The sequence below is a fragment of the Bacillus sp. Leaf49 genome, assembly GCF_001426125.1.
Taxonomy (GTDB): Bacteria; Bacillota; Bacilli; order Bacillales; family Bacillaceae; genus Bacillus; species Bacillus altitudinis.
Genome location: NZ_LMRK01000025.1, coordinates 1 through 24,211, shown reverse-complemented (window position 1 = coordinate 24,211; position 24,211 = coordinate 1). Strand labels below are relative to the sequence as shown.

The 24,211-nt window shown below is 43.6% G+C and carries 22 protein-coding genes and 1 pseudogene; 17 read left to right on the top strand and 6 right to left on the bottom strand.

What is annotated here, in order from left to right; all coding sequences use genetic code 11:
* Window positions 1-20 precede the first annotated feature (20 nt).
* The 10 genes and pseudogenes from ASG46_RS18660 to ASG46_RS18610 all read left to right on the top strand — a co-directional run bounded on the left by ASG46_RS18660 (window position 21) and on the right by ASG46_RS18610 (window position 14,199).
* Window positions 21-824, top strand: a complete 804-nt coding sequence (locus ASG46_RS18660; RefSeq protein WP_056705585.1) for a formylglycine-generating enzyme family protein — start codon at window positions 21-23, stop codon at window positions 822-824.
* A 4-nt stretch (window positions 825-828) separates the two neighbouring features.
* Window positions 829-2,586 (top strand): WD40 repeat domain-containing protein, encoded by a 1,758-nt coding sequence (locus tag ASG46_RS18655; protein WP_056705582.1) that lies wholly within the window; start codon window positions 829-831, stop codon window positions 2,584-2,586.
* 281 nt (window positions 2,587-2,867) lie between these two features.
* The gene (ribD, locus tag ASG46_RS18650; protein WP_047946772.1) at window positions 2,868-3,950 is read left to right on the top strand and encodes a bifunctional diaminohydroxyphosphoribosylaminopyrimidine deaminase/5-amino-6-(5-phosphoribosylamino)uracil reductase RibD; all 1,083 of its coding nucleotides are present in this window, start codon (window positions 2,868-2,870) and stop codon (window positions 3,948-3,950) included.
* A gap of 86 nt (window positions 3,951-4,036) precedes the next feature.
* Window positions 4,037-6,455, top strand: a pseudogene (locus ASG46_RS21195) (beta strand repeat-containing protein).
* 58 nt (window positions 6,456-6,513) lie between these two features.
* Window positions 6,514-7,467, top strand: a 954-nt coding sequence (locus ASG46_RS18635; RefSeq protein ID WP_327019553.1) for an exosporium glycoprotein BclB-related protein, incomplete at its 5' end; no start/stop codon positions are given.
* 142 nt (window positions 7,468-7,609) lie between these two features.
* Window positions 7,610-9,205, top strand: a complete 1,596-nt coding sequence (locus ASG46_RS18630) for a sensor histidine kinase (RefSeq protein ID WP_056705577.1) — start codon at window positions 7,610-7,612, stop codon at window positions 9,203-9,205.
* Window positions 9,206-9,208: 3 nt separating this feature from the next.
* Window positions 9,209-9,907: a response regulator gene (locus tag ASG46_RS18625; RefSeq protein WP_025206910.1), complete on the top strand. Its 699-nt coding sequence runs from the start codon at window positions 9,209-9,211 to the stop codon at window positions 9,905-9,907.
* A 2-nt stretch (window positions 9,908-9,909) separates the two neighbouring features.
* Complete coding sequence (locus ASG46_RS18620; RefSeq protein ID WP_056705574.1) at window positions 9,910-10,887, top strand: tripartite tricarboxylate transporter substrate-binding protein; 978 nt, start codon at window positions 9,910-9,912, stop codon at window positions 10,885-10,887.
* Between the two features lie 191 nt (window positions 10,888-11,078).
* Window positions 11,079-12,377, top strand: a complete 1,299-nt coding sequence (locus ASG46_RS18615) for a citrate:proton symporter (protein ID WP_024719341.1) — start codon at window positions 11,079-11,081, stop codon at window positions 12,375-12,377.
* Between the two features lie 181 nt (window positions 12,378-12,558).
* The gene (locus tag ASG46_RS18610) at window positions 12,559-14,199 is read left to right on the top strand and encodes a M14 family metallopeptidase (RefSeq protein WP_056705571.1); all 1,641 of its coding nucleotides are present in this window, start codon (window positions 12,559-12,561) and stop codon (window positions 14,197-14,199) included.
* Between the two features lie 63 nt (window positions 14,200-14,262).
* Here the strand turns inward: ASG46_RS18610 and ASG46_RS18605 are convergent, their stop codons facing one another.
* On the bottom strand, window positions 14,263-14,748 hold the full coding sequence (locus ASG46_RS18605) for a phenolic acid decarboxylase (RefSeq protein ID WP_025206914.1): 486 nt from the start codon (window positions 14,746-14,748) through the stop codon (window positions 14,263-14,265).
* A 113-nt stretch (window positions 14,749-14,861) separates the two neighbouring features.
* Here ASG46_RS18605 and ASG46_RS18600 point away from each other — a divergent pair, with 113 nt between their 5' ends.
* From ASG46_RS18600 to ASG46_RS18590, 3 genes are all read left to right on the top strand, one after another.
* The gene (locus ASG46_RS18600; RefSeq protein ID WP_039168079.1) at window positions 14,862-15,419 is read left to right on the top strand and encodes a PadR family transcriptional regulator; all 558 of its coding nucleotides are present in this window, start codon (window positions 14,862-14,864) and stop codon (window positions 15,417-15,419) included.
* A gap of 104 nt (window positions 15,420-15,523) precedes the next feature.
* A complete protein-coding gene (locus ASG46_RS18595) occupies window positions 15,524-16,630 on the top strand; it encodes a nitric oxide synthase oxygenase (RefSeq protein WP_047946767.1) in 1,107 nt (368 codons plus the stop codon).
* A gap of 194 nt (window positions 16,631-16,824) precedes the next feature.
* Window positions 16,825-17,154, top strand: coding sequence for a hypothetical protein (locus tag ASG46_RS18590; RefSeq protein WP_235562255.1), 330 nt, complete (start codon window positions 16,825-16,827; stop codon window positions 17,152-17,154).
* A gap of 14 nt (window positions 17,155-17,168) precedes the next feature.
* Here the strand turns inward: ASG46_RS18590 and ASG46_RS18585 are convergent, their stop codons facing one another.
* Window positions 17,169-17,441 carry an acylphosphatase gene (locus tag ASG46_RS18585; protein WP_039962563.1) on the bottom strand — a complete coding sequence of 91 codons (273 nt, stop codon included), beginning with the start codon at window positions 17,439-17,441 and terminating at the stop codon, window positions 17,169-17,171.
* A gap of 122 nt (window positions 17,442-17,563) precedes the next feature.
* Between ASG46_RS18585 and ASG46_RS18580 the strand changes: the two genes are divergently transcribed.
* On the top strand, window positions 17,564-18,214 hold the full coding sequence (locus ASG46_RS18580; RefSeq protein WP_046342941.1) for an MOSC domain-containing protein: 651 nt from the start codon (window positions 17,564-17,566) through the stop codon (window positions 18,212-18,214).
* A gap of 41 nt (window positions 18,215-18,255) precedes the next feature.
* Here the strand turns inward: ASG46_RS18580 and ASG46_RS20805 are convergent, their stop codons facing one another.
* The 3 genes from ASG46_RS20805 to map all read right to left on the bottom strand — a co-directional run bounded on the left by ASG46_RS20805 (window position 18,256) and on the right by map (window position 19,701).
* Window positions 18,256-18,393 (bottom strand): YflJ family protein, encoded by a 138-nt coding sequence (locus ASG46_RS20805; protein WP_008341771.1) that lies wholly within the window; start codon window positions 18,391-18,393, stop codon window positions 18,256-18,258.
* Between the two features lie 134 nt (window positions 18,394-18,527).
* Complete coding sequence (locus tag ASG46_RS21190) at window positions 18,528-18,689, bottom strand: hypothetical protein (RefSeq protein ID WP_008341770.1); 162 nt, start codon at window positions 18,687-18,689, stop codon at window positions 18,528-18,530.
* Window positions 18,690-18,951: 262 nt separating this feature from the next.
* Window positions 18,952-19,701: a type I methionyl aminopeptidase gene (gene map / locus ASG46_RS18575; protein WP_008341769.1), complete on the bottom strand. Its 750-nt coding sequence runs from the start codon at window positions 19,699-19,701 to the stop codon at window positions 18,952-18,954.
* A 190-nt stretch (window positions 19,702-19,891) separates the two neighbouring features.
* On the opposite strand from map, the gene nagE reads away from it, so the two are divergent.
* Window positions 19,892-21,256, top strand: coding sequence for an N-acetylglucosamine-specific PTS transporter subunit IIBC (gene nagE, locus ASG46_RS18570; protein WP_050827054.1), 1,365 nt, complete (start codon window positions 19,892-19,894; stop codon window positions 21,254-21,256).
* 18 nt (window positions 21,257-21,274) lie between these two features.
* Here the strand turns inward: nagE and ASG46_RS18565 are convergent, their stop codons facing one another.
* Window positions 21,275-22,033 carry a DUF817 domain-containing protein gene (locus ASG46_RS18565; protein WP_050827055.1) on the bottom strand — a complete coding sequence of 253 codons (759 nt, stop codon included), beginning with the start codon at window positions 22,031-22,033 and terminating at the stop codon, window positions 21,275-21,277.
* A gap of 194 nt (window positions 22,034-22,227) precedes the next feature.
* Between ASG46_RS18565 and ASG46_RS18560 the strand changes: the two genes are divergently transcribed.
* Together ASG46_RS18560 and ASG46_RS18550 are read left to right on the top strand one after the other, a co-directional pair.
* A complete protein-coding gene (locus ASG46_RS18560; RefSeq protein WP_007496570.1) occupies window positions 22,228-22,731 on the top strand; it encodes a DoxX family protein in 504 nt (167 codons plus the stop codon).
* A gap of 220 nt (window positions 22,732-22,951) precedes the next feature.
* Window positions 22,952-24,102 (top strand): IS3 family transposase gene (locus tag ASG46_RS18550; RefSeq protein WP_156376674.1). Its coding sequence is split into 2 segments (ribosomal slippage): window positions 22,952-23,225 and window positions 23,225-24,102, totalling 1,152 coding nucleotides; the frame shifts between segments, so codons are not numbered across the junction.
* The last annotated feature ends 109 nt before the right edge of the window (window positions 24,103-24,211 follow it).

Here is a 24,211-nt window from a genome sequence, read left to right as displayed (position 1 = left end):
AAAGAAGGCGGGAGAAAAGCGTGAAACCTGATATCAATTGGATTCAAATCCCAAGCGGCTATGCGACGATTGGAAGTAATGAAGAAGATATGAAAAAGGCATCAGAATTTTGGAAGGACAAACTTCTGAATCCAGCCTATGGCCGTGAGAAAAAATTTCAAAAATGGCTGTACAAAGAATTTCCATCTTATCAGCCGTATATAAACGAATTTTTCATCTCAGATACGGTCGTCACCAATGAATGGTATCAAAGCTATTGCGACGAGACAGGAAAGCCTTATCCAGAGAGCTTGACGAACCTAGAACTTGGCGGGGGAAAAGACCATCCAGCTTGGGGCATGGACATCGAGGAAGCTTTCTCATTTTGTCAGTGGCTGAGCGGGAAGCTTGGATATGAGGTATCGATCCCTACTGAGGAAGAATGGGAATATGCTGCCCGGGGCAATACGAGACATCAATATCCTTGGGGAGATGAGTTTGATCCCTCTTACTGTAATACGCACGAATCAAATATTGAAAAAACGACACCTGTCCGTCATTACGAAAAAGGAAGATCTCTATTTGGACTATATGATATGGGTGGCAATGTCGAAGAATGGGTCAACACCAAGTATCACATATATGAAGGCGGAATTGAGGTTGTAGATGATTTAACCGAGACACTCGGCAGTGATTACTACATTTTAAAAGGTGGCTCCTTCGCAAGAGGCGGAGATTTATGCAGAGTCGCAAGAAGACACGGGAAACACCCAGACCCTGTTTTTCGATTTACTGGTTTTCGTGTAGTTACTCGTCAAAAACAACATATAAAGGTGGGAGTGTAAAACCATGCATAGAGGACCGATTACATCCGTTTTATCAACTCAGCATGACCAAATTGTCTACACAGGTGGCTATGACCGCTGTATTTATAAATGGGACCGTGCCACGGGAGAAGGAACATTCATTGGCAGTCACGAGCATATCATCAACTCTTTATCCCTTTCGGAAAATGGAACGTATTTAGCGAGTGCATCGTCAGACTATACCATTCAATTATATGATACTAGCACACATACAAGAATTCGTACGTTATATGGTCATGCGGATGATGTGGAAGCTGTCGCATTTGCAAAGCAGGATACGCTTCTTGTATCGGTGTCCAGAGACAGAAGATGCTTAGTTTGGGATATTGAAACGGGAGCCATTTTAAGAGAATTTCATGGACATAGCAAGGATGTATTAGCTGTATGGATTCATGAGGATAAAGCTTATACAACTGGTGACGATGGCTATGTCCTTGTATGGCTCTATGAAACAGGAGAAATTGTAGGTGAAATTGGCCCGTTTGATTATGAGCTGGATACCATCAGCGGCAGCAATCAAAAAGAAGTATTCGCCCTTGGTAGAGACGATGGCACAGTTATCATTTATGATGCCGCTACATTACAGGAGAAAAAAATCATTAAAGCTCATTTACAAGGTGTGAAACGTGTGAATTTTTCGCCGAGCGGTAACTACTTGCTTACAGCGGGTTATGACCATCTAATTAAGCTGTGGAATTATGAAACCGGTGATTTAATTGATACGTTGCTGCCTCATAAATATCAATGGGAACGCTCGCTTGTTTGGACAGAAGACGAGCAAGCCATTTTAGGAGCCAGCTTTGGGAAAACGTATTGTGAATGGTCAATTCAAGAAGGAAAAGTGATCTCTGATGAGCAGGAATTGGCGACACCTTCTATTAATGATATTGCGTTGACTGAAGCGGGTGATATTATCACTGCATCAGATGACGGAAAATTCAGAAAGAATGGAATCGAAATCGCAAAATCAACAGGTGTTCTCACAAATGGAGTGGCTGTTGCACGGGATGGAAGCTATTATGCATGGGGCGATCATGCGAGTCAGGTGCATATTGTACACGAGTCATTGCAGCAAATGGTCTCTTTTGATCTCAACACAGGTCCTGTCAATAGTGTGTATTTCCATGAGGAGGATCGTCAATTTTATATCGGCACTTATGGCGGTTATGTGCATGTCATTTCGACAGAACACTTAAAGGAAATTGGCCGTTCTAAAGCACATGATTGCGCGGTCAAAGCATTAAAGGTAGAAGGAGATCATATCATCACAGCAGCAGTGGAAGGAACCATCTGTCTTCTCGATAAAAAGAGTTTGTCCTTAACAGCAGAATATATCGGGGCGACAGAGCTGTTAAATGATGTATTTATTGATAGCAAAAGAGATCGTATTGCCATTGTCAGCCGTGATAAAAACGTCCGATTGTTTGATTTGCATACAGGCAGAATTTTAAATCAGCACAACGAGCATCAATATTCCATTAAATCCATCACTGTGACAGACTCTGGCTATATTGTGAGCGGAGACTATTGGGGATATATTGTGGTCTGGAATCCAGAGCTAGATGTCAATACAGGTCCGATTCGAATTGCTAAGAATGGCATTAGTGCCATTAGACAACTAGGAAATGATGTGTATGCAAGCTCATATGACGGTGGTATTTATTATATTCGAGAAGATGGCACACATACGGAAGTACTGCGCTTATTTGAACAATTTCCGAAAGAAGTAATCTCTCATTAAGAAAAAGAATGTAAGCGGGGGATTCTCATGATAAGTGTTTGCAAGGAACATATGAAAAAAGGTCTGACTGTACTCAATTGTCCGCATGTGCTCCTCATTAATAAATATGAATGTCGCAAATGCTGTTTTTGTAAACAACGAGCATCATATAAACTGTTTTATTCCTTGCCTTACTATGATCGATCTGAAAAGAAACGGCTTGAGACAGTATAGCACATGAGAATAGAACTCCTTCATTTTCTGAAGGAGTTCTTTCCCTTGAGAGAAGAAAGGAGCCCGAGATGAAAGACGATGTTTTTTATATGAAGCTGGCGATTGCCAACGCGAAGGCGATGAAAGGACAAACCTCACCCAATCCGCTTGTTGGTGCAGTGATTGTTCAGAGCGGTGAGATTGTTGGGATTGGTGCGCACATGAAGGCTGGCGAGCCTCATGCTGAAATTCATGCGCTGCAAATGGCAGGAGAAAAGGCGAAGGGAGCTGACATGTATGTGACACTCGAACCTTGTACACATCACGGAAAAACAGGCCCTTGCACCGAAGCGATCATCAAAAGTGGAGTGAAGAAAGTGTTGATTGCCACCCAAGATCCGAATCCGGTTGTTGCAGGTAAAGGAATTGCCTTTTTGAAAAAGGCTGGAATTGAAGTGGAGCAAGGGATATGTAAACAGGAAGCAGATCGTTTAAATGCGCCTTTTTTTCATTTGATGCAAACAAACCTTCCTTATGTCATTTTAAAATCAGCTATTTCGATAGATGGGAAAATTGCCACGGCTGATCAAGAAAGCAAATGGATCACTGGAATAGAAGCGAGAACAGATGTGCAGCGCTTACGTCAAGAAGTAGATGCGGTGCTGACAGGAGTGGAAACGATTATTCAAGATGATGCCGGCTTAATTGTAAAGGATTCATTCAACCATCAGCCCATTCGAGTCATTTTAGATTCAACATTAAGGATACCGCTTCATGCCAAATGCTTAACAGATCATAGGGCAGAAACCATAATTTGTACATCACAAGATTATGATCATCAAAAGTATCAACAGTTGATACAAAAAGGTCATCAAGTATTTGTCACAAGCGGAGAACACCGGACAGATCTTCAGGATGTGTTACACATGTTGAAGAAGCGCTCTGTGATGTCAGTGCTTGTAGAGGCAGGGGGCAGTGTGAGTGCGTCATTTTTAGAAGCATCACTTGTGAACGAAGCTGTTATCTATATGGCACCTTTATTAATCGGAGGGAAAGATGCACCTACTTTTTTTGAAGGAGAAGGTGTGAAGAAACTAAAAAAGGCGATCCGTCCAGCGGATATTGAATATAGTATGGTAGGAAAAGATTTAAAAATGACGATGACATTTTAACGATGGAAAGAGGTCCTTGCACGTAGAGTGCAAGACCTTTCAAATTTTTTGATAAAAATAAAATTGTACATACACCTTTATCGATCATGATGAATACGATGGATGGGGGTGATTCTATGAGAAAATGTAGACAATGCGGAAAGATATACCCAACTCATTCGACAGACCACTACCAAAAAGGAAGCTGGTATGATGCGTATAAGGATGATGGCTGGGAATGTGATAGTTGTAAGAAAGGTAAATCAGACAAACCAAGGAAACCAGTAAAAAATCCATGCTGCGGAAAAGATCCTTGTGTGTGTGTCATTCAAGGACCGCCAGGGGGAAGAGGAAGGAGAGGCCCAGCAGGTCCGGCGGGTCCAGTGGGTCCAGTAGGCCCAGCGGGTCCAGCCGGCCCGGCAGGTCCACAAGGCCCAACAGGCGTTGGGTTAACAGGGATTGTAGCATTTGATCCAGCGGTAGCCCCGGCGTATCCAGTAGGTCAAGTGGTGACATATGATGGCAGTACGTATGTGGTAAATTCAGCACCACCAACAGGTACGCCTGATACATCGCCGGATTATACGCTTTTAGCAGCTGCGGGCGCAACAGGTACAGGACCAACAGGTGTCACCGGAGATCCAGGTCCGACGGGTGCAACAGGAGCCACTGGTGTAGGTCTAACTGGAGTCGTTCCTTTTGATGCGGCAGCGGCACCAGGATATCCATTGGGTCAAGTAGTGACATATGAAGGTGGAACGTATCTTGCAAACACAGCATCACCAACGGGTACACCGGATACATCACCAGATTATACGCTTCTAGCCGCTGCGGGTGCGACAGGAGATACGGGTGCAACCGGAGCAACAGGAACAGGAGCAACAGGAGATACAGGCGCAACTGGAGCGACCGGAGCCACAGGAGATACGGGTGCCACAGGAGCAACAGGAACAGGAGCGACTGGCGCTACTGGAGATACAGGCGCAACCGGAGCGACCGGAGCCACAGGAGATACGGGTGCCACAGGGGCAACAGGAACAGGAGCGACCGGCGCTACTGGAGATACAGGTGCTACTGGAGCGACCGGAGCCACAGGAGATACGGGTGCCACGGGAGCAACAGGAACAGGAGCGACCGGCGCTACTGGAGATACAGGCGCAACCGGAGCGACCGGAGCCACAGGAGATACGGGTGCCACAGGGGCAACAGGAACAGGAGCGACCGGCGCTACTGGAGGGAGCGACCGGAGCCACAGGAGATACGGGTGCCACAGGGGCAACAGGAACAGGAGCGACCGGCGCTACTGGAGATACAGGTGCTACTGGAGCGACCGGAGCCACAGGAGATACGGGTGCCACAGGGGCAACAGGAACAGGAGCCACGGGAGCGACTGGAGCAACCGGAGCCACGGGTGCAACGGGAGATACAGGAGCGACAGGAGCAATCGGAGCGACCGGTGCAACGGGAGATACGGGAGCGACCGGAGTAACCGGAGCCACAGGAGTAACGGGAGATACGGGAGCGACCGGAGTAACCGGAGCCACAGGAGTAACGGGAGATACGGGAGCGACCGGAGTAACCGGAGCCACAGGAGCAACGGGAGATACCGGGGCAACCGGAGTAGGGTTAGCTGGTATTTTGGCATTTGACCCAGCAACAGCTCCAACCTATCCAGTAGGTCAAGTGGTGACATATGCAACCGGAGTAGGGTTAGCTGGTATTTTGGCATTTGACCCAGCAACAGCTCCAACCTATCCAGTAGGTCAAGTGGTGACATATGAAGGTGGAACTTATATCGTAAATACAGCGCCACCAACTGGCACACCAGATACGTCTCCAGATTATACGTTATTGGCAGCCGCAGGTGTGACAGGCGCCACGGGAGATACAGGAGCGACCGGAGTAACCGGAGCCACAGGTGTAACGGGAGATACGGGAGCGACCGGAGTAACCGGAGCCACGGGTGCAACGGGAGATACGGGAGCGACTGGAGTAACCGGAGCCACAGGTGCAACGGGAGATACGGGAGCGACTGGAGTAACCGGAGCCACAGGTGTAACGGGAGATACGGGAGCGACCGGAGTAACCGGAGCCACAGGTGTAACGGGAGATACGGGAGCGACCGGAGTAACCGGAGCCACAGGTGTAACGGGAGATACGGGAGCGTCTGGAGTAACCGGAGCTACAGGTGCAACGGGAGATACGGGAGCGACTGGAGTAACCGGAGCTACAGGTGCAACGGGAGATACGGGAGCGACCGGAGTAACCGGAGCCACGGGTGCCACGGGAGATACGGGAGCGACCGGAGTAACCGGAGCCACGGGTGCCACGGGAGATACGGGAGCGACCGGAGTAACCGGAGCCACGGGTGCAACGGGAGATACAGGAGCGACCGGAGTAACCGGAGCCACTGGCGCTACGGGAGATACCGGGGCAACCGGAGTAGGGTTAGCTGGTATTTTGGCATTTGACCCAGCAACAGCTCCAACCTATCCAGTAGGTCAAGTGGTGACATATGAAGGCTGAACTCGTCAAAAGAGCAATATTTAGCCCCCATTTTTCAAATAGCTGATACAGTGAATCNACGGGAGATACCGGGGCAACCGGAGTAGGGTTAGCTGGTATTTTGGCATTTGACCCAGCAACAGCTCCAACCTATCCAGTAGGTCAAGTGGTGACATATGAAGGTGGAACTTATGTCGTAAATACAGCACCACCAACTGGCACACCAGATACGTCTCCAGATTATACGTTATTGGCAGCCGCAGGTGTGACAGGCGCCACGGGAGCAACCGGTGTCACCGGAGATACAGGTCCAACAGGAGCGACCGGAGTCACAGGCGCCACAGGTGTAACAGGAGATACGGGTGCAACAGGGGCTACAGGAACAGGCGCCACGGGAGCAACCGGTGCAACAGGCGCCACAGGTGCGACAGGTGTAACAGGAGATACGGGTGCAACAGGGGCTACAGGAACAGGTGCCACGGGAGCAACCGGTGCAACAGGCGCCACAGGTGCGACAGGATCAAGTGCGATTATTCCATTTGCATCTGGTACGCCAGCTGTTTTAACCACAATCGCAGGCGGTCTAGTTGGAACATCTAGCTTGGTCGGATTCGGTAACTCGGCGACAGGTGTCAGTATTGTAGGAGGAATCATTGATTTAACCGGAGCAGCAGGCACATTGTTGAACATGGCATTCTCCGTTCCAAGAGCTGGAACCATTACGTCATTTGCCGGCTATTTTAGCACGACTGCAGCCCTTTCTTTAGTTGGCACGAGTATTACTGTAACTGCTAGTCTGTTTGCTTCACCGACACCAAATAACAGCTTCACTCAAGTAGCGAGCGTCACATTGGCTCCAGCGTTAACCGGGATTTTAACGCTAGGGGCTATTACAAACGGCATCGCTACTGGTTTAAATGTACCAGTCACACCAGAAACAAGATTACTTGTCGTATTCTCGGCATCAGCTACAGGTCTTTCCTTAGTGAATACCGTAGCAGGCTATGCAAGTGCTGGTTTATCCATCACGTAATAGGCACACAGGGATGACTCAATACTGAGTCATCCTTTTTTTGTCTGTGTGAATTTTCTCTTAACTTCATGAGAAAAAATGATATGATTTTCTTAGAGTCTATTCGGGTGAATCTACTGAATTAGGGGTTGTGGCGGTGAGGATGGGCAAAAGAAAAGTCACTTTACAAACAAAAATTTTGGGGTTAATTATTGGTCTTTTACTTGTTGTTATTGCCTTATTGACCATTTGTTTTGGTTTTTTGCAGACATCAGAAAGGCAGAGCCAAGCTGAACAGCTGGCGGTGCAAACTGCTAGAACGATATCTTATATGCCGCCTATTAAAACATCGGTGGCCACGGGAGATTCGCAAAATGAAGAACAGGCTGTGCTTGAGCAAATGAAAGAGCAAGTAAGAGCGCATGCCATTTTTATCACCAATCAAAAAGGAAAGGTTCTTTTTCATACGAATCATGAGGATGTAGGGAAAACCATCAGTGTGTCGGAAGGAAGAAGTACACTACTATTTGGAGGAACTTCCATATCAACGGGTGATTCTGATGGTGAAACCGTTGTCAGAGGAAGTGCTCCGATCATGAAAGAAACTGGCAGTTATGAAGAGATTATTGGGACAGTCAGTGTCGAATTTTTAAAAAGAGATATCGACCAAGCGACAGCTCATCAACTCTTCAAATTAAGTTATATTGCCCTTCTTGTGCTCTTGCCTGGGGTTTTTGGAGCGATTTTTTTAACAAGGAGTATTCGAAAAGATATATTAGGGCTTGAACCGCATGAAATTGCTTCATTATATCGAGAAAGAGAAGCGATGCTGCATGCGATTAAAGAGGGAATCATTGCATTTGACCGTAAAGGTGCCATTACGATGATGAATACGTCAGCTGAACAGATGCTGCGCGTCTCTTCAACGCTGCCTCTTCATATTGATCAAGTGTTGCCAAATGCCAATCTTCTTTCCTATCTAAAGGTAGAGATGATTGAACCTAACATAGAATCAATCGTCAATGATAAAACCTTCGTGCTAAATGTCAAAAAAGTGGTGCAGGACAATCGAGTATTTGGAGGAATTGTGAGCTTCAGGGAGAAAACAGAGCTGACAAAGCTGCTGGATACATTGACAGAGGTCAGTCAATATTCAGAAGACTTGAGAGCACAAACACACGAATTTTCGAATAAACTGTACGCTATTTTAGGCTTGCTTGAGTTGAAACAAGTGGATGAAGCCATTGAGTTAATTAAAGAAGAGTATACACTTCAAAATCGCCAGCATGATTTACTCATGAAGCAAATTCGCTCTCCGAAGATACAAGCCATTTTACTTGGGAAGTTAGGAAAGGCATCTGAGAAAAAGGTTCATTTTCACATTGATGAAAATAGTTCATTGGAGCCGCTCCCAGCCCATTTAAGTTTATCTCACTTTATTACCATCATTGGCAATCTCGTAGACAATGCGTTTGAGGCTGTATTGAATAAAGAGAAAAGAGAAGTCAGCTTGTTCATCACAGATATTGGATTTGATATTATCATAGAGGTATCTGATTCAGGGGACGGTGTAGATGAAGGAGCCATTTCACAACTTTTCACAAGAGGACATTCATCAAAGGGAGAAGGCCGAGGTTATGGACTTGCCAATGTCAAAGAAGTGCTAGATGAACTTGAGGGCTGGATTGAAGTTGCGAACCAAAAAGAAGGCGGTGCCATCTTCACTGTTTACATACCGAAAGGCACAAAGGGGGAATAGGTTGTGATAAAGGTACTCATTGCGGAAGATGATTTTCGAATCGCTGCGATTCATGAATCTTATATCCAAAAGGTACAAGGCTTTCAAGTGGCCGGCAAGGCAAAGAGTGCAAAGGATTTGTGGGAGGCACTTCAAAAAGAACAAGTGGATCTCATTTTACTTGATGTCTACATGCCTGATGAGCTCGGCACGAACCTTTTGCCGCTGTTAAGAGAGCGCCATCCTGAAGTGGATGTGATCATTATCACGGCTGCAACGGAAACGATGCTGTTAAGAGACGCATTGCATTATGGAGTGGTTCATTATTTAATCAAACCAGTGACCGCCCAAAAATTCACGCAGGTTTTAACCGAATATAAAGAGAAGAGAGAGTTAATCAATTCAAAAGAGGAAGTCAATCAAACGATGATTGATCTGTTTTTTGGTCAAATACAGGAAGAATCGCAGCAAAAGGATGAACGAGACTTGCCAACAGGCATTAATTCATTGACTTTAGACAAAGTGAAAACATTCATGGCAGCAGAGATGAACGGAATTACAGCGGAAGAACTCGGAGAAAAAATGGGCGCATCACGCACAACAGCAAGACGATACGTAGAGTATCTTGTGACAACGGGAGAATGCCGGGCAGAGCTGGCGTATGGAATCATTGGTAGACCAGAACGGAAATATTATCCCGCCAAAAAACAAACGGAGTCATAAAAATGAAAAAAGGAATACTCTTACTCATTTTGGTCTGCCTTTGTACAACGCTCACCTTTAATGAAAAAACAGCAAAAGATTCTTTCCTGAAGCACAGCCCATTATATATTGTGGTATCAGGTGTACCTGATGGCGGATTTGACCAAACAGCTCAAGTGATGAAAACCGTGCTAGAACAAGAAAAGCTAGTGGAAGAGCCTGTGCATATTCTTTATCAAAGAGGCGGAACGGTTGATAAAGGATGGACCTATATGATGGAGCGAGATGCCAATTATATCAGTTTAAATTCAAGCTTATTATTAAGCCGTAATTTGCTGGGCAGCAGTAACGTGACCATGAATGATGTCACCCCGCTTGCTATTCTTGCGGAAGAGTGGCAGGTAGTCGCAGTGCCAGTTGATTCTCCTTTCTCAGATGGAAAAGAGCTATTACACGCATTAAAAAAGAAACCAGATTCCTTAAAAATTGGGTTTGCCCCGGACTTTGGAAATGATGATCAAATCTCATTCGCACGGGCTGCCGAAATGGCAGGAATTGATCCGTACCGCATTCAGTTTTTAAAATTTGATAGTGCAGATGATTTATTCCAAGCGCTCATTGACCATGAGGTAGATGCGGCAACCACGACCATTACGGAGGTTCGCCATGATTATGAAAAGAAAAGACTGAAGCTTGTTGCGACCACAACGAATCAGCGTTTAGAAGGATTCAAAGACGTGCCCACTTGGAAAGAACAGGGGATTCCGCTCATCTTCTCTCATTGGCGTGGTGTGATGGGACCAAAGCAAATGAATCAGCACGACATTCGAGCATGGGATCAGCTTCTTCAAAAAATGACGCAAACGAAGTCGTGGAAAAAGCAGTTAAAACAAAAAGGCTGGACAAGCCGTTATATGAACAGTAAAGAAGCAAAGGTCTTTATGGAAGATCAATTAAGGCGATATGAGCAATTTATACAAGGAGAACAAGCGGTCAAATGAGACCGCTTTTTTTTATGGAACCAACAAAGAACAACAATTGCACAAAATGAACAAAAAGCATTTATCGACCAAAAAAGAATTAAAATTCATAATATTTACTTCAATTCAGGCGTCAGATATCATGACAGAAAGGGTTGGAAATGGGATACCAACATTTAATGAAAGCGTATACAACATAAGGGGGGAACAAAATGTTAGCGATCTTAGGATTTCTTATGATGGTTGTATTTATGGTTTTAATTATGACGAAACGTATGTCTGTTCTAACGGCATTGGTATTAACACCGATTGCATTTGCTCTTATTGCAGGTTTTCATTTTACAGAAATTTCAGACATGATTGTCAAAGGTGTACAGCAAGTTGCACCAACGGCGGTCATGATCATGTTTGCCATTTTGTACTTCGGGATTATGATTGATGCAGGTTTATTTGATCCGATGGTGGCAAAAATTTTAAACATCGTCAAAGGCGATCCATTAAAAATTGTTGTCGGAACAGCTGTCCTGACGATGCTTGTCGCACTTGACGGTGATGGAACCACAACGTACATGATTACAACAACAGCCATGCTCCCGTTATTTACACTGCTTGGCATTCGTCCGATTATTTTAGCGGGTATCGCCGGAGTCGGTATGGGGATTATGAATACGATTCCATGGGGAGGGGCAACACCTAGAGCGGCAAGTGCACTTGGCGTTGATCCATCACTTTTATTTGGCCCGATGATTCCAGTCATTGGCGCAGGGGTTTTGAGCATGATTGTGGTGGCATACTTTCTTGGGAAGTCTGAAAGAAAACGTCTTGGTGTTATTGAGCTCGAACAGCCGATTCATGCCAATGAAATGGCAGCGGCACTGCAAGATGATATTAAGCGACCGAAACTTTGGTGGTTTAACCTGACACTGACTTTGCTATTGGTTCTTTTGCTAGTGTCAGGAAAAGTAAGCTTAACGGTTCTGTTTGTTCTTGCCTTCTGTGTTGCCATTATCGTGAACTATCCGAATTTAGAGCAGCAGCGTGAGCGGATTGCGGCTCATTCAACAAATGTTTTGGCGATTGCTTCGATGATTTTTGCGGCAGGTGTTTTTACAGGCATCTTAACTGGGACGAAAATGGTTGATGAAATGGCGATTTCGATTGTTTCAGCTATTCCAGAGCAGCTTGGCGGGTTTATTCCAGTCATTGTCGCGCTAACAAGCGGGATCTTCACTTTCTTTATGCCGAATGATGCATACTTTTATGGGGTACTGCCGATCCTATCAGAAACAGCGGCAGCATACGGTGTCGATAAAATTGAGATTGCGAGAGCATCTATCATAGGTCAGCCGATTCACATGTTAAGCCCACTTGTTCCATCGACTCATTTACTTGTTGGACTCGTTGGGGTATCACTAGATCAGCATCAGAAATTTGGCATGAAATGGGCGGTTCTTGCAGTCGTCGCCATGACAGTGATGGCGGTTCTCATTGGGGCCATTTCGATCTGGTAATGAGAAGAGTGTCTGCTGTTCATGCAGGCGCTCTTTTTTAGGTCCTATTGCAGGGCAAGCTCCATTCATTTGCCCTATATAAAGCCATACATGATTCCTCCAAAAGATATATTTTTGAAAAATGCTGACACTTTTGCTGTTTTTTTCTTTATAATGCAAATCAACGAAGGGAGAGGATAGCATGTCCAAACAGAAAAGTAACATTCTTTTTGCTGCTGTATGCCTCATGGCAGGAAGTTTGTCGATGGTGATCCCAGCTTCAGCGAATGCAGAGACCCCTTATTATGGAAAAAGCTATGAGCAGCCAGCCTCGGTTCAAAAACTGTATCCTGAGCCTGATGAAACGTTTGATACCCCTGCTTTTCAGAAAAAAGGAAAAGCATTTACCACACAAGAAGAGCTTCAAGATTTTTTACGTGACATTGTCAGTAAAAGTCCTTACGCCACGCAGAAACAGATTGGAACATCCATTGAAGGCAGGTCCATTCCAGCCCTCTATTTTACAAAGGATCGCCACATCTCTCCACTGTCAAAAAAGCCAACGATCTGGCTTCAAGCACAAATACACGGAAATGAACCAGCCTCCGGTGAATCTGCCCTTGTCATCGCCAAACGACTAGCAGGTGATGAAGGAGAGCGTATCCTGAGCCATGTCAACGTCATCATTGTCCCAAGAATCAACCCAGATGGTTCTTATGCATTTGACCGCAGGCTTGCAAACGGAATGGATGGCAACCGTGACCACATGACATTAGAATCTCCAGAGCTGACAGCCCTTCATCAAGAATTTAATCGCTTTGCGCCCGAGGTCGTCATCGATGCCCATGAATATGATGTCGGTCAAAAGCAGTTCGAAGACATCGGTGCATCAGGTGCTCTTAAGTATCACGATTTGCTGATATTATCCGGTAAGAATTTAAACATTCCTGAAAGCATTCGATTAACGTCAAATGAATTGTACGTCAACGGAGTGCGTGAAGCATTGACGAATAAGGGATTTTCCAACGATTTATATTATACAAACACAAGAGGGAAGGACGGAAAGATCGACCTTTATGAAGGCGGAACCGATGCACGAATTGGCCGAAATGCCCTGGCGCTTTCACCAGCTTTATCATTTCTTGTAGAAAGTAGGGGGATTGGAATTGGCAGAGAGGACTTTACTCGGCGTGTGGCAGCACAAGTCACCACTCATGAAAAAATCATTGAGACAACAGTGAAGCATGCTAAGCAGGTGAAGCAGCAAATGGTGACGGAGCGGCTGAAACTTGTGAAAAAAGGTCTTCAACCAAATGATGATGATCAAGTAGTCATTCAAGATGCTTTCAAGGCGCCTGTGAACGATTCACTTGAAATGGTGGATATTGAGAAAGGACAAACCACCAATGTCCCAGTGCGTTTTCATAGTGCAAGTGATGCGGTTCCTGTATTGACAAGAGAACGGCCAACAGCTTATCTCATTCTCCCTGGACATGAAGGGGTAGATCGAAAACTTAGAACTTTAGGACTGAAAAGTGTGACATTGCCTGTTGGCATGAAAGTACCAGTTCAAGCCTATCAGGTGACAAAACGAGTGGAAACAAGCAAAACAGATATTCAGCTTGAAACGAGACTCGTTGAAAAGAAACGTCAACTGCCAAAAGGAACAAAGGTATATGTGACTGCACAGCCAGAGACCAATTTGTTGTCACTTGCCCTTGAACCAGAATCAAAAGACAGCTATATGTCATCAGGTTTTATTGCATCGAAAGTAGGCGATGAACTACCAATTTACCGATTCTTGTTATCTCAAAAGACGTTAGGTATAAATAAAAAGGACTAAAATCAAGTTCATTTTAGCCCTTTGTCAACCACCCTAGAAGCGGCACAGTGCGTGCCGCTTTTTCTATTTTCGTCCAGCTCTGATCTCATCTGTCAAACCTTCATACGGTGCTTCTGCGATAATCGTTTCATCGTTTACCCCAGCATGGTGGATGTACGTAATGTCTGCGAATTCTGGTACGACATACTTCGGATAGGTTTCATATTTTTCACGGGATTCTTTCATGAGGTCGATATAGTCATTTTGATAGCAAACGGTGATATCTGGACGTTCATGCACCCATTTTGGGAAGAAAATGACGCCATGCATGCGTTTTTCCTCAGGCATAAAGTTTAAAGACACGTCTGTCCCAGTCGGTTCCGTCCAGGAAACTTTGTATACCCCTTTTGTCAGTTTCACAATATTCACTTCTTGATCACGAACCCAGCGGCCTCCAACCATTCCGCTATGAATGCGGTAATCAATGGTGTGATCATTTTTAATGTAAATCTCATATTCCCAGCCATTTTCATACGTATAAATCATATGAAGTCCAACGAATTGATCCATGTTTATTCCTTCTTTCAATTAAAATGATGTTGTTTCAAACATGTCGTGATTTACATATTTATTTTAGGGTGTATGGTATACTATTGTCAAAGAATATGCGTTGGAGGCATGTCATGAGAGTACTGAAATATGCCATTCTTGGCTTACTAGATCAGCGTGAGCTGACGGGATACGATATGAAGAAACACTTTGAAGATTCCCTTGGACAGTTTTGGAGTGCGAAGCATAGTCAAATATACCCTGAATTAAAGCGGCTAACAGAAGAGGGTTTTATTGAATTTGATATTCACATACAAGGAAAGAAGCTAGAGAAGAAGGTCTATCAAATCACTGATGCAGGAAAAAGAGAACTGCATGAGTGGTTAAGGAAAAAAGGCCCGATTCCAGACACAACAAAAGATGAATTTATGTTAAAAACGTTCTTTATCTCATCTATGGATCAAAAAGAAGCGGCCGGTCTCTTCTCACATCAGCTGCAGGAGCGAACAAAGAAAGTAGAGATGCTTGAACAGAAACTGAACGTTTTAACAGAAGAAGATCCATCTGCCCAATCACTGCATTCAACACAATTCGGGCATTATTTAGTACTGACAAGAGCAATTGAAAGGGAAAAAGGGTATGTTCGCTGGCTCCAAAAGACCCTTGAAGTCATTGATTCATCCATTGTCTAAGGACAATCGTCGCACGATATGATAAAAAATGGTTTGAAACAAGTGAATTTATCAATAGAAACCGCTACAATAGATATATTCGTATTAAAGTGAGGCGAGTATGTTTGAGTAACCAAGAAGCGTTGTGGAATGAAGCAGAAGCTTTTATATCTGTATGCTATGAAGAATTAGGCAAGTCAAATGAAGAAAAAGCAGCACGTCTGCATGAAATAAAAAAAGAAATTGAGTCTGACGGTATGTATACTCATACGCAGGAAGAATTAGCTCACGGGGCAAAAATGGCATGGCGCAACAGCAACCGGTGCATTGGGCGTTTGTTTTGGTCAACACTGCATGTGCATGACTGCCGGCACGTGACAACAGAAGATGAGGTGAAAGAGGCACTCTTTCATCATATTGAGTATGCGACAAATGGGGGTAAAATCAAACCGTCCATTACCATCTTCCCACCAGAGAATAAGGGACGGAAGGAAGTCGTTATTTATAATCATCAGCTTGTTCGTTATGCGGGATATGAGTCGGAATATGGCATCATTGGGGACGAGGCATCACTTGAATTAACCAAGTTGTGTGAAGCGCATGGCTGGAAAGGCGAAGGCACGCATTTTGACCTTCTGCCACTTATGTTTCAGCTAAAAGATCAGCCGCCGGTTCTGTATGATCTTCCGAGAGAGATCGTTCAAGAGGTAGAGATCACCCATCCTGAATATGATGGATTCGGTGATTTAGGACTGAAATGGTATGCTGTTCCGATTATTGCTGATATGAAATTAGAAATTGGCGGCATTCATTACAATGCGGCACCGTTTAATGGATGGTATATGGGAACAGAAATTGGCGCACGAAATCTAGCTGACGAAAACCGCTACAATATGCTGAAAAAAGTTGCTTCTATTTTAGGACTGGACACGACAAAGAATGCGTCACTTTGGAAGGACAAAGCCATTGTCGAGTTGAATGTGGCGGTTCTTCATTCTTACCGGGAAGCAGGGGTGACCATTGTGGATCATCATACAGCTGCCCATCAGTTCAAACAATTTGAAAAACAGGAAGAAAAGGCTGACCGTAAGCTGACTGGTGATTGGACATGGCTGATTCCGCCAGTATCACCAGCTGCTACGCATATCTTCCATCGTCACTATGACAATACGATCGTGAAACCGAATTATTTTTATCAGGAAAAACCCTACCATGGGACGGAAAGAGCCTAGCGAAAAGCTAGGTTTTTTTGTATGAAATGAGTCTTTTGAATGTTGTTCGATTTGGAAAATGATGGTTTAATGTCGGTGGAATCAAAAAGGGGGAATATAGATGAAAAAAATGACGTTGCTCATATCTTTGGCTGTATTCAGTTTCAACGGATTTCTACCTAGGTGATGAGAGAGCTAAAGCAACTACTGGAACAATGGTTCAGAATGTCATTGATTTAAAGGTGACAACCGATCGTTCAACTTATACTTCGCTTCATCCTCAGGTCAACGTCAACATGACCGCAACAACAAATGAAACACTTTATTATACAGCTGCTATTCGAAAACTTACTTTCCCAGTGACACCAGTCTTTACACACGAAGGGTCTATCTCTGGGCAAAACGCTTTCGCAGCACCTACTCGTTTATTACTTCCTAACAGTGGATCAGCCAACTATGATGTTCATGTGAGTCTCTACAAAGATGCTTCACGTACAACCTTGATTGGTTATTATATTGCAAACCCATTTACTGTTGTGAAATAAAGGGTACACTTCAACTATCCTCTAATCCGAAAGTCTTGATAATGGGCGAACTTGGTGAGCGGCTCCATGTCCAAATGTGTGACTTTTGAAAAAGGACTACCTTTACGGACGGTCTCTAAAAAGTCAAAAACCTCCTGCTGCTCTCCTTCTACTTTTAACTCCACGTGACCCTCATCTGTGTTGCGTACCCAGCCTTTTATCCCTCGATTGACGGCTTCTCCTTGAACAAAATATCGAAAACCGACTCCTTGCACTCGTCCTTTTACAATAGCGTGATAATGAACCAATGTCATCTCTCCTTTTTTCTCATCGTACCATAACCTGCCTCGTTCCTTCACGTACCGACTATGATTTGACTGTCAAACCATGTAAAATAAAAACAATCAGACAATCAAAGGAGATGGCAAGAGTGGGGCAGACAAGGTACGACATCGAAGGAATTCAAGTAGGACAACCTATCACCACCTATGTGAATGGTAAAGAAATCAAAACAGCCATCAACAAAAAGCGTATTCACGAGCCTGTTTATTTGAGTAAGCTCAATTTTGATGGAGATGGACAAGGTGATTTGGTCCATCACGGAGGTGATGATAAAGCCGTTTGCGTCTTTCCATATGATCACTATACTTATTTTGAGCAATTTTTAGGGGTGCCGTTACAGGAGGCAGCCTTCGGTGAAAACGTGACCGTGCATCAGCTTGTAGAGACAGAAGTTCGTATTGGAGATGTATTTCAGCTTGGGGATGCGCTAGTTGAGGTCAGCCAGCCAAGACAGCCATGTGTGAAGCTCTCTCTTAAGCATGGAAACATGAAGCTTGTAAAGGAAGTGCAGCAAACGGGATATACCGGTTTTTATTTGCGTGTGCTGAAAGAAGGAATGGTCTCTCCTGATGAAGCTCTTGTGTTAGTCGAAAAAGCGCCCCATCCCATCACAGTCCACGAAGTCAATGAAGTCAAATACCGTCAAGTAGATCAAAACAGGCTGAAAGCAGTTCTTGAAGTAGATGCCTTAGCAGATGTGGTCAGAAAATCTTTAGAAAAACGTGTTCAGCCCATATAAAAAAGCCGTACATCTGCTATGGATGTACGGCTTTTCAACATTTAAGAGCTCGTTTTCTTTTGCTCAAGAAGATTTGCAAGGAAATAAGTTTTAAAGCTTTGAAGCTTTCTTCCTTCATGCTTGGTCACACCAAGCTTCTTTAATTCTTCGACATACCAGCCTTTGCTACCATAATGCATGATAGAAAACTCCTTTCAATGGAAACTGCCTGCATTGTAACATCTCAAAAAAGGACGTGAAAAGTGTGCAGGTGTTTAGAAATGAAAACTGATTCTATCTGCCTATGATCCATGTATATGCTGGAAATAATTATTTATGAATTTGGCGGGTTGAGGGTAACGATGATCATGCCCACTGTCATAATCATGATGACAATACCGAGGTAGGTCATCATGGATTGTTTTTTCTTAATACCTACAACCGTTAAAATAATACTTTCAATAAAGAAGATAACACCGATGATGATGAACCACATATCAAATAAGACCCCTTTCGCATATCTTTGCCTATTTTACCACAGGCATTTTTGTTTAGTCGTGACAGATTCGTGAAAGGGATTGCAGATTGTTGAGAAAGGGCTAAAATGAACTTGATTTTAGCCCTTTGTCTTCTCTTCAGCGTGATAGAAAACCTTTGAAGTCTAGGAAGGACGAGTACTGGCGCGCAGGACTGACACCGAATGCGAGGGTTTGTCTACACGCTAAAATCCCCTCCAGTGAAGGAGGGGACCCGCTTGCTTACAGCTTTGTTAAAATAATCGGTTCGTCTTTTGTGATCACAATCGTATGTTCAATCTGTGCGACCAGACTCTTATCAGGTGTTTTAAATGTCCAGCCGTCATCCGCTTGATAAATCGACTCAGCATTTGTTGAAATGAAAGGTTCAAAGGCGATGACTGTCCCATTCTTAAACAAAGCATTATCGAATGGATCATAGTAGTTCAAAATATGGTTAGGTGCTTCATGCAGGCTTTTCCCAATGCCGTGTCCTGTCAAGTTCTTAATGACGGTAAATCCTTGTTCTTTCGCCGTATTGTAGACCGCACGGCCAATTTGATTTTGTCTTTTTCCGGCTTTCGCATGCTTTAATCCTTCAAGGAATGCATCCTCTGCACACTGGCATAATGCTTCAAGACGAGCATCTCCTGTACCTAAAACGAATGAAATCCCAGTATCGGAATAATATCCATCAAGCTCTGCTGAGATATCAATATTAATGAGGTCGCCCTCTTGTAAAATGGTTTTTTCACTTGGAATGCCATGTGCGACTTCATCATTGACACTGATACAAGTCGTACCGGGGAAATCATATTCTTTTTCAGGAGCTGAATTGGCTCCATGTTCTTCTAATATTTTTTTCCCTATCAAATCTAATTCTTTTGTAGACATGCCTGGTTTCGCTTGGCTTTTCATTTCTTCTCTTGCCAAAGCGACAATTCGGCCGACTTTTTTTAAGGCTTCTAACTCATGATCATGTTTGACAATCACTGTTCATTCCCGCTTTCTATAACTTCATTCTATTCAATAGCTTACCACATTTTACGCCAAAAGAGTAAAGGCTGAGATTTGGGTGAGATGTGGACAAATTGGTATAGATAACTAGATGTGCATATGATATATTTTTTATGAACATCATGAGAGATTTGTTCATGATGATGACGAAGGGGGGAGAAATAAGATGGTGTTTCAGTTTTTTCAAAAGTTAGGAAAATCATTTATGCTTCCAATCGCTGTGCTTCCTGCAGCGGGTATCATTTTGGCTATTGGGCGAGAAGATGTATTCAACATCCCGTTTATTCATGCGGCAGGAAATGCAATTTTTGCGAATTTGGCTTTAATTTTTGCTATGGGTGTAGCGATTGGTATTTCAAAGGACGGTAACGGGGCAGCGGCGTTATCTGGAGCGATCTCTTATTTTATTTTGTCAGCTGGTACCACGTCGATCAATTCGACCAACAATATGGGGGTATTGGGTGGTATTTTGTGCGGACTTTTGGCAGGTTACGTTTACAATAAATTTAAGGACACGAAACTGCCGGAATACTTAGGTTTCTTTAGTGGAAGACGGCTTGTGCCAATTATGACAGCACTTTTTACCATTCTATTAGCAGCCGTTTTTGGATATGTATGGCCTCCAATTCAAAGTGTGATCAATGATTTAGGGGAGTGGATTTTAAGTCTTGGAGCAACGGGTGCCGGGCTGTTTGGCTTCTTTAACCGCCTGCTCATTCCATTAGGACTTCATCATGTGTTGAATAATCTATTTTGGTTTCAATTCGGTGAATTCAGCGGAGCGACAGGTGATTTAGCGCGGTTCTTCAAAGGCGATCCAAGTGCAGGTGTCTTTATGACTGGTTTCTTCCCAGTGATGATGTTCGGGCTGCCGGCGGCATGTCTCGCGATGGTTGTGACCGCAAAGCCTGAAAAACGAAAAGCAACAGCCGGTCTTATGATTGGAATGGCACTGACGTCATTTATTACAGGAATCACAGAACCAATTGAATTCTCATTTATGTTTTTATCTCCACTTTTATATGGTGTTCATGCGATATTAACTGGTCTTTCGCTCTTTATTGTCAACACCTTAGGCATTCATAGCGGTTTCGCTTTTTCAGCCGGTGCGATTGATTACGTTTTAAGTTTTGGAATTGCGCAAAAACCCATTCTGTTACTTGTGGTTGGGGTCATCTATGGCGTGATTTACTTTGTTGTTTTCTATTTCCTGATTAAATTGTTAAAGCTAAAAACACCGGGCAGGGAAGATGATGACATCGAAGATATTTCAGGGGATGATACACATACTGCCGGAGCAAGTATGCTCGTAGAGGGACTAGGCGGCAAAGGCAATATCACCACAATTGACCATTGTGCGACCCGTCTTCGTTTAACAGTAGAAGATACAGATTTATTAAATGAAGGTACATTGAAAAAAGCAGGTGCCAAAGGGGTACTGACGTCAGGAAAAACTTCTGTACAAATCATCATTGGAACAAATGTCGAATTTGTCGCCGATGATCTTCGCAAGGAAGTCGCTCGGGACTAAAAAAAGCGTTCAGCCAGATCAAATGGGCTGAACGTTTTTTTGTTTTCGCTGTTCGATCACCAGTACAATGCTGATGACAACAAGTAAAAACCATGAACTGATTTTACCAAGATGGACGAGAGACCAAGCATGCTGCTGATTTGGATATTGCCATGCTCCTAAAAAGGTCGTGACATTTTCGGCCACCCAAATAAAAAAGCCAATCAGCAAAAACGAGATAACAAGCGGCATACGAAAGGTCGATGAACCGACCTGAAAGGAAACGGCTGTTTTTCGAAACACAACCACTAGGAGTAATGTCAGCCACCAGCGTAAATCATAGATCCAGTGATGAGTAAAGAAATTGAGGTAAATACATAAACTGATCCCAATCGAAAGGTACGGCTGAGGCCATGCTTTCACCTTCACGTGAAGCCGAGTCAGTGCCTGATAAATATAGCTTGCCACGCTCGCATACATAAAACCGCTATAGAGCGGAACCCCCAAAATTTTCGTATAAGCTTCTTCAGGATAGGACCATGAACCCATATGTACTTTGTAGATTTCTAAGCCTATTCCAATCACATGAAAGAGACAAATAACCTTCAACTCTGTCAGCGTCTCAAGCCGTAGCATCAGCATGAGAAGCTGTGCCATGAGGCAAAGCAGAAGAATAACATCATATCGATGAAGAAAAGGAATAGACACGACCTTTGATAGGGCAAGCGCCGTAAAGATCATGACAGGAAATAGACAAGAGATGGCCTGTAAATAAGCAAAATGAAATAATGTTTTCATACAAAATGTAACCCCTTTTTACTGTCTGAAATAACTTAGACGGCAATAGCAAGGGGAAAGTTTACCTCGACTAGATATTCATGAACAATTTGTGAATATATATGTGAAAAGGATCACAAATGTATATTAAGTAGTATAATAAGATCATAAAGAAAATGTGAAATATTTCACATAATTTAAAAGGAGGCATCATCATGTTTACAAAATTCTTACAAACGAATGTATGGGCAGCGGTTATCCTTTTGGCAGCAAGACTTTATATCGGATGGACTTGGCTGACATCTGGTATTGGAAAACTAACAGGCGGATTCGATGCATCAGGATATTTGCAATTTGCCATAGCTGAACCTGTTGTGAAAGATGGACATCTTGTTTATCCGTTCTATGTCTGGTTTTTAGAAAATGTCGCGTTGCCAAATGCCGGACTCTTCAGTGCCATGGTCATGTGGGGAGAAATCTTAGTTGGTCTAGGACTAATTGTTGGATTGTTCACAACAACAGCAGCCTTTTTTGGAAGCGTGATGAATGTCTCTTTCTTACTAGCTGGAACCGTTTCTGTTAACCCGCTTCTTCTTCTAATCGCCGTCTTCATTATGGCAGCGAAAGGAAATGCCGGAAAACTTGGCCTTGATTATGTAGCAGGTCCAGTCCTTAAGAGAAAACTGAAAAGAAAGCCGCATTTAGAAGTGGCATCTTAATAAAAGAAAGCATCCTGAGCGAAAAGGGACTGACCCCAAAAGATGAGACAAATAAAAAACACCTTCAAGTTTGAAAACGGATCGTTGTGATCCGAAATAAAACATGGAGGTGTTTTTTCTATGGNGGGACTGACCCCAAAAGATGAGACAAATAAAAAACACCTTCAAGTTTGAAAACGGATCGTTGTGATCCGAAATAAAACATGGAGGTGTTTTTTCTATGGGGACAAGAGTGAGTTATCCGGTTGAAGTCAAACAGAAGGCTGTGGAAATGAGATTGGCAGGCGTACCTATGAAAGAGATCATGCAGGAATTGAATATCAAGAATAAGACGCAGGTTCAGACATGGGTGAGATGGCATAAAGCTGGGGATACACACAGGTTCGAACAACCTGTTGGAAAACAATATTCCTATGGAAAGGGACCCGAGTACTCTTCCGAATTAGAGAGACTGCGGGCAGAAAATCGCTATTTGAGTCAACAGAATGAAGTTTTAAAAAAGTACAACGAATTGGAAAGGAAGTTGATAAGGAAACGTCAATCAAACTGGTAGATGAATTGTGCAAAACGATGACGGTACAGGACATCTGTATCCATTTAGGCATCTCACGTACTTCGTATTATAGATGGAAAAAGAATCTGACTCAGAATCATTCTAAAAGACAACTAGAGAAACAGGTCGGCACGTTGTGCCGAAAGCACAAATATCGATATGGTTATCGGAAAATCACAGCCATACTAAAAATGGGAATGCATATTAACCATAAAACTGTTCAACGTATCATGCAGAAAAACCAGTGGCAATGCCGGGTTAAAATGAAAAAGCGTAAGAAGAATGGGCAGCCCTATGCCGTGGCTGGTAATATACTGGATCGGAATTTTCAGTCTGATCGCCCTCTTGAAAAACTAGTAACGGACATCACGTATTTGCCTTATGGACAGAAACAATTGTACCTTTCCAGTATATTGGATTTATATAATGGAGAAGTGATTGCTTTTACGATTGGTGATAAGCAGGACACAGACTTTATCTTAAACACACTTAATCAGCTCCCAGCACTGCCTGAGAATTGCGTGTTACATAGCGATCAAGGTTCTGTGTATACATCTTACGAGTATCAGAAAGCTGTTCATATAAAAGGCATTACCATGAGCATGTCCCGTAAAGGGACGCCCGCTGATAATGCCTCCATCGAATCGTTTCATTCCTCACTAAAGTCTGAAACGTTCTATCTTAACAGGATTGATCGCACTACGACCACCATCGTAGAACGCACTGTCAAAGAATACATTTATTATTATAACAACATTCGTATTCAAACGAAACTAAACAACCAATCACCGATAAACTATCGGCAATTGGCTGTATAAAGGTGTTTTGATCCCTGTCTCAAAAACGGGGGTCAGTCCCAAAACTCAGGATGCTCATTGAATTACATAGGTGTTCCAGTAACATTTGCAGATGAACATGAATGGAGCG

Bases quoted from the DNA above. Each gene is read 5' to 3' on its own strand.
- ASG46_RS18565 (WP_050827055.1), bottom strand. From the start codon at position 22,033: ATGAAAACATTATTTCATTTTGCTTATTTACAGGCCATCTCTTGTCTA.
- ASG46_RS18620 (WP_056705574.1), top strand. From the start codon at position 9,910: ATGAAAAAAGGAATACTCTTACTCATTTTGGTCTGCCTTTGTACAACG.
- ASG46_RS18655 (WP_056705582.1), top strand. From the start codon at position 829: ATGCATAGAGGACCGATTACATCCGTTTTATCAACTCAGCATGACCAA.
- nagE (WP_050827054.1), top strand. From the start codon at position 19,892: ATGGTGTTTCAGTTTTTTCAAAAGTTAGGAAAATCATTTATGCTTCCA.
- ASG46_RS18560 (WP_007496570.1), top strand. From the start codon at position 22,228: ATGTTTACAAAATTCTTACAAACGAATGTATGGGCAGCGGTTATCCTT.
- ASG46_RS18600 (WP_039168079.1), top strand. From the start codon at position 14,862: ATGAGAGTACTGAAATATGCCATTCTTGGCTTACTAGATCAGCGTGAG.
- ASG46_RS18590 (WP_235562255.1), top strand. From the start codon at position 16,825: ATGGTTCAGAATGTCATTGATTTAAAGGTGACAACCGATCGTTCAACT.
- ASG46_RS18615 (WP_024719341.1), top strand. From the start codon at position 11,079: ATGTTAGCGATCTTAGGATTTCTTATGATGGTTGTATTTATGGTTTTA.
- ASG46_RS18630 (WP_056705577.1), top strand. From the start codon at position 7,610: ATGGGCAAAAGAAAAGTCACTTTACAAACAAAAATTTTGGGGTTAATT.
- ASG46_RS21190 (WP_008341770.1), bottom strand. From the start codon at position 18,689: ATGTGGTTCATCATCATCGGTGTTATCTTCTTTATTGAAAGTATTATT.
- ribD (WP_047946772.1), top strand. From the start codon at position 2,868: ATGAAAGACGATGTTTTTTATATGAAGCTGGCGATTGCCAACGCGAAG.
- ASG46_RS20805 (WP_008341771.1), bottom strand. From the start codon at position 18,393: ATGCATTATGGTAGCAAAGGCTGGTATGTCGAAGAATTAAAGAAGCTT.
- ASG46_RS18605 (WP_025206914.1), bottom strand. From the start codon at position 14,748: ATGGATCAATTCGTTGGACTTCATATGATTTATACGTATGAAAATGGC.
- ASG46_RS18610 (WP_056705571.1), top strand. From the start codon at position 12,559: ATGTCCAAACAGAAAAGTAACATTCTTTTTGCTGCTGTATGCCTCATG.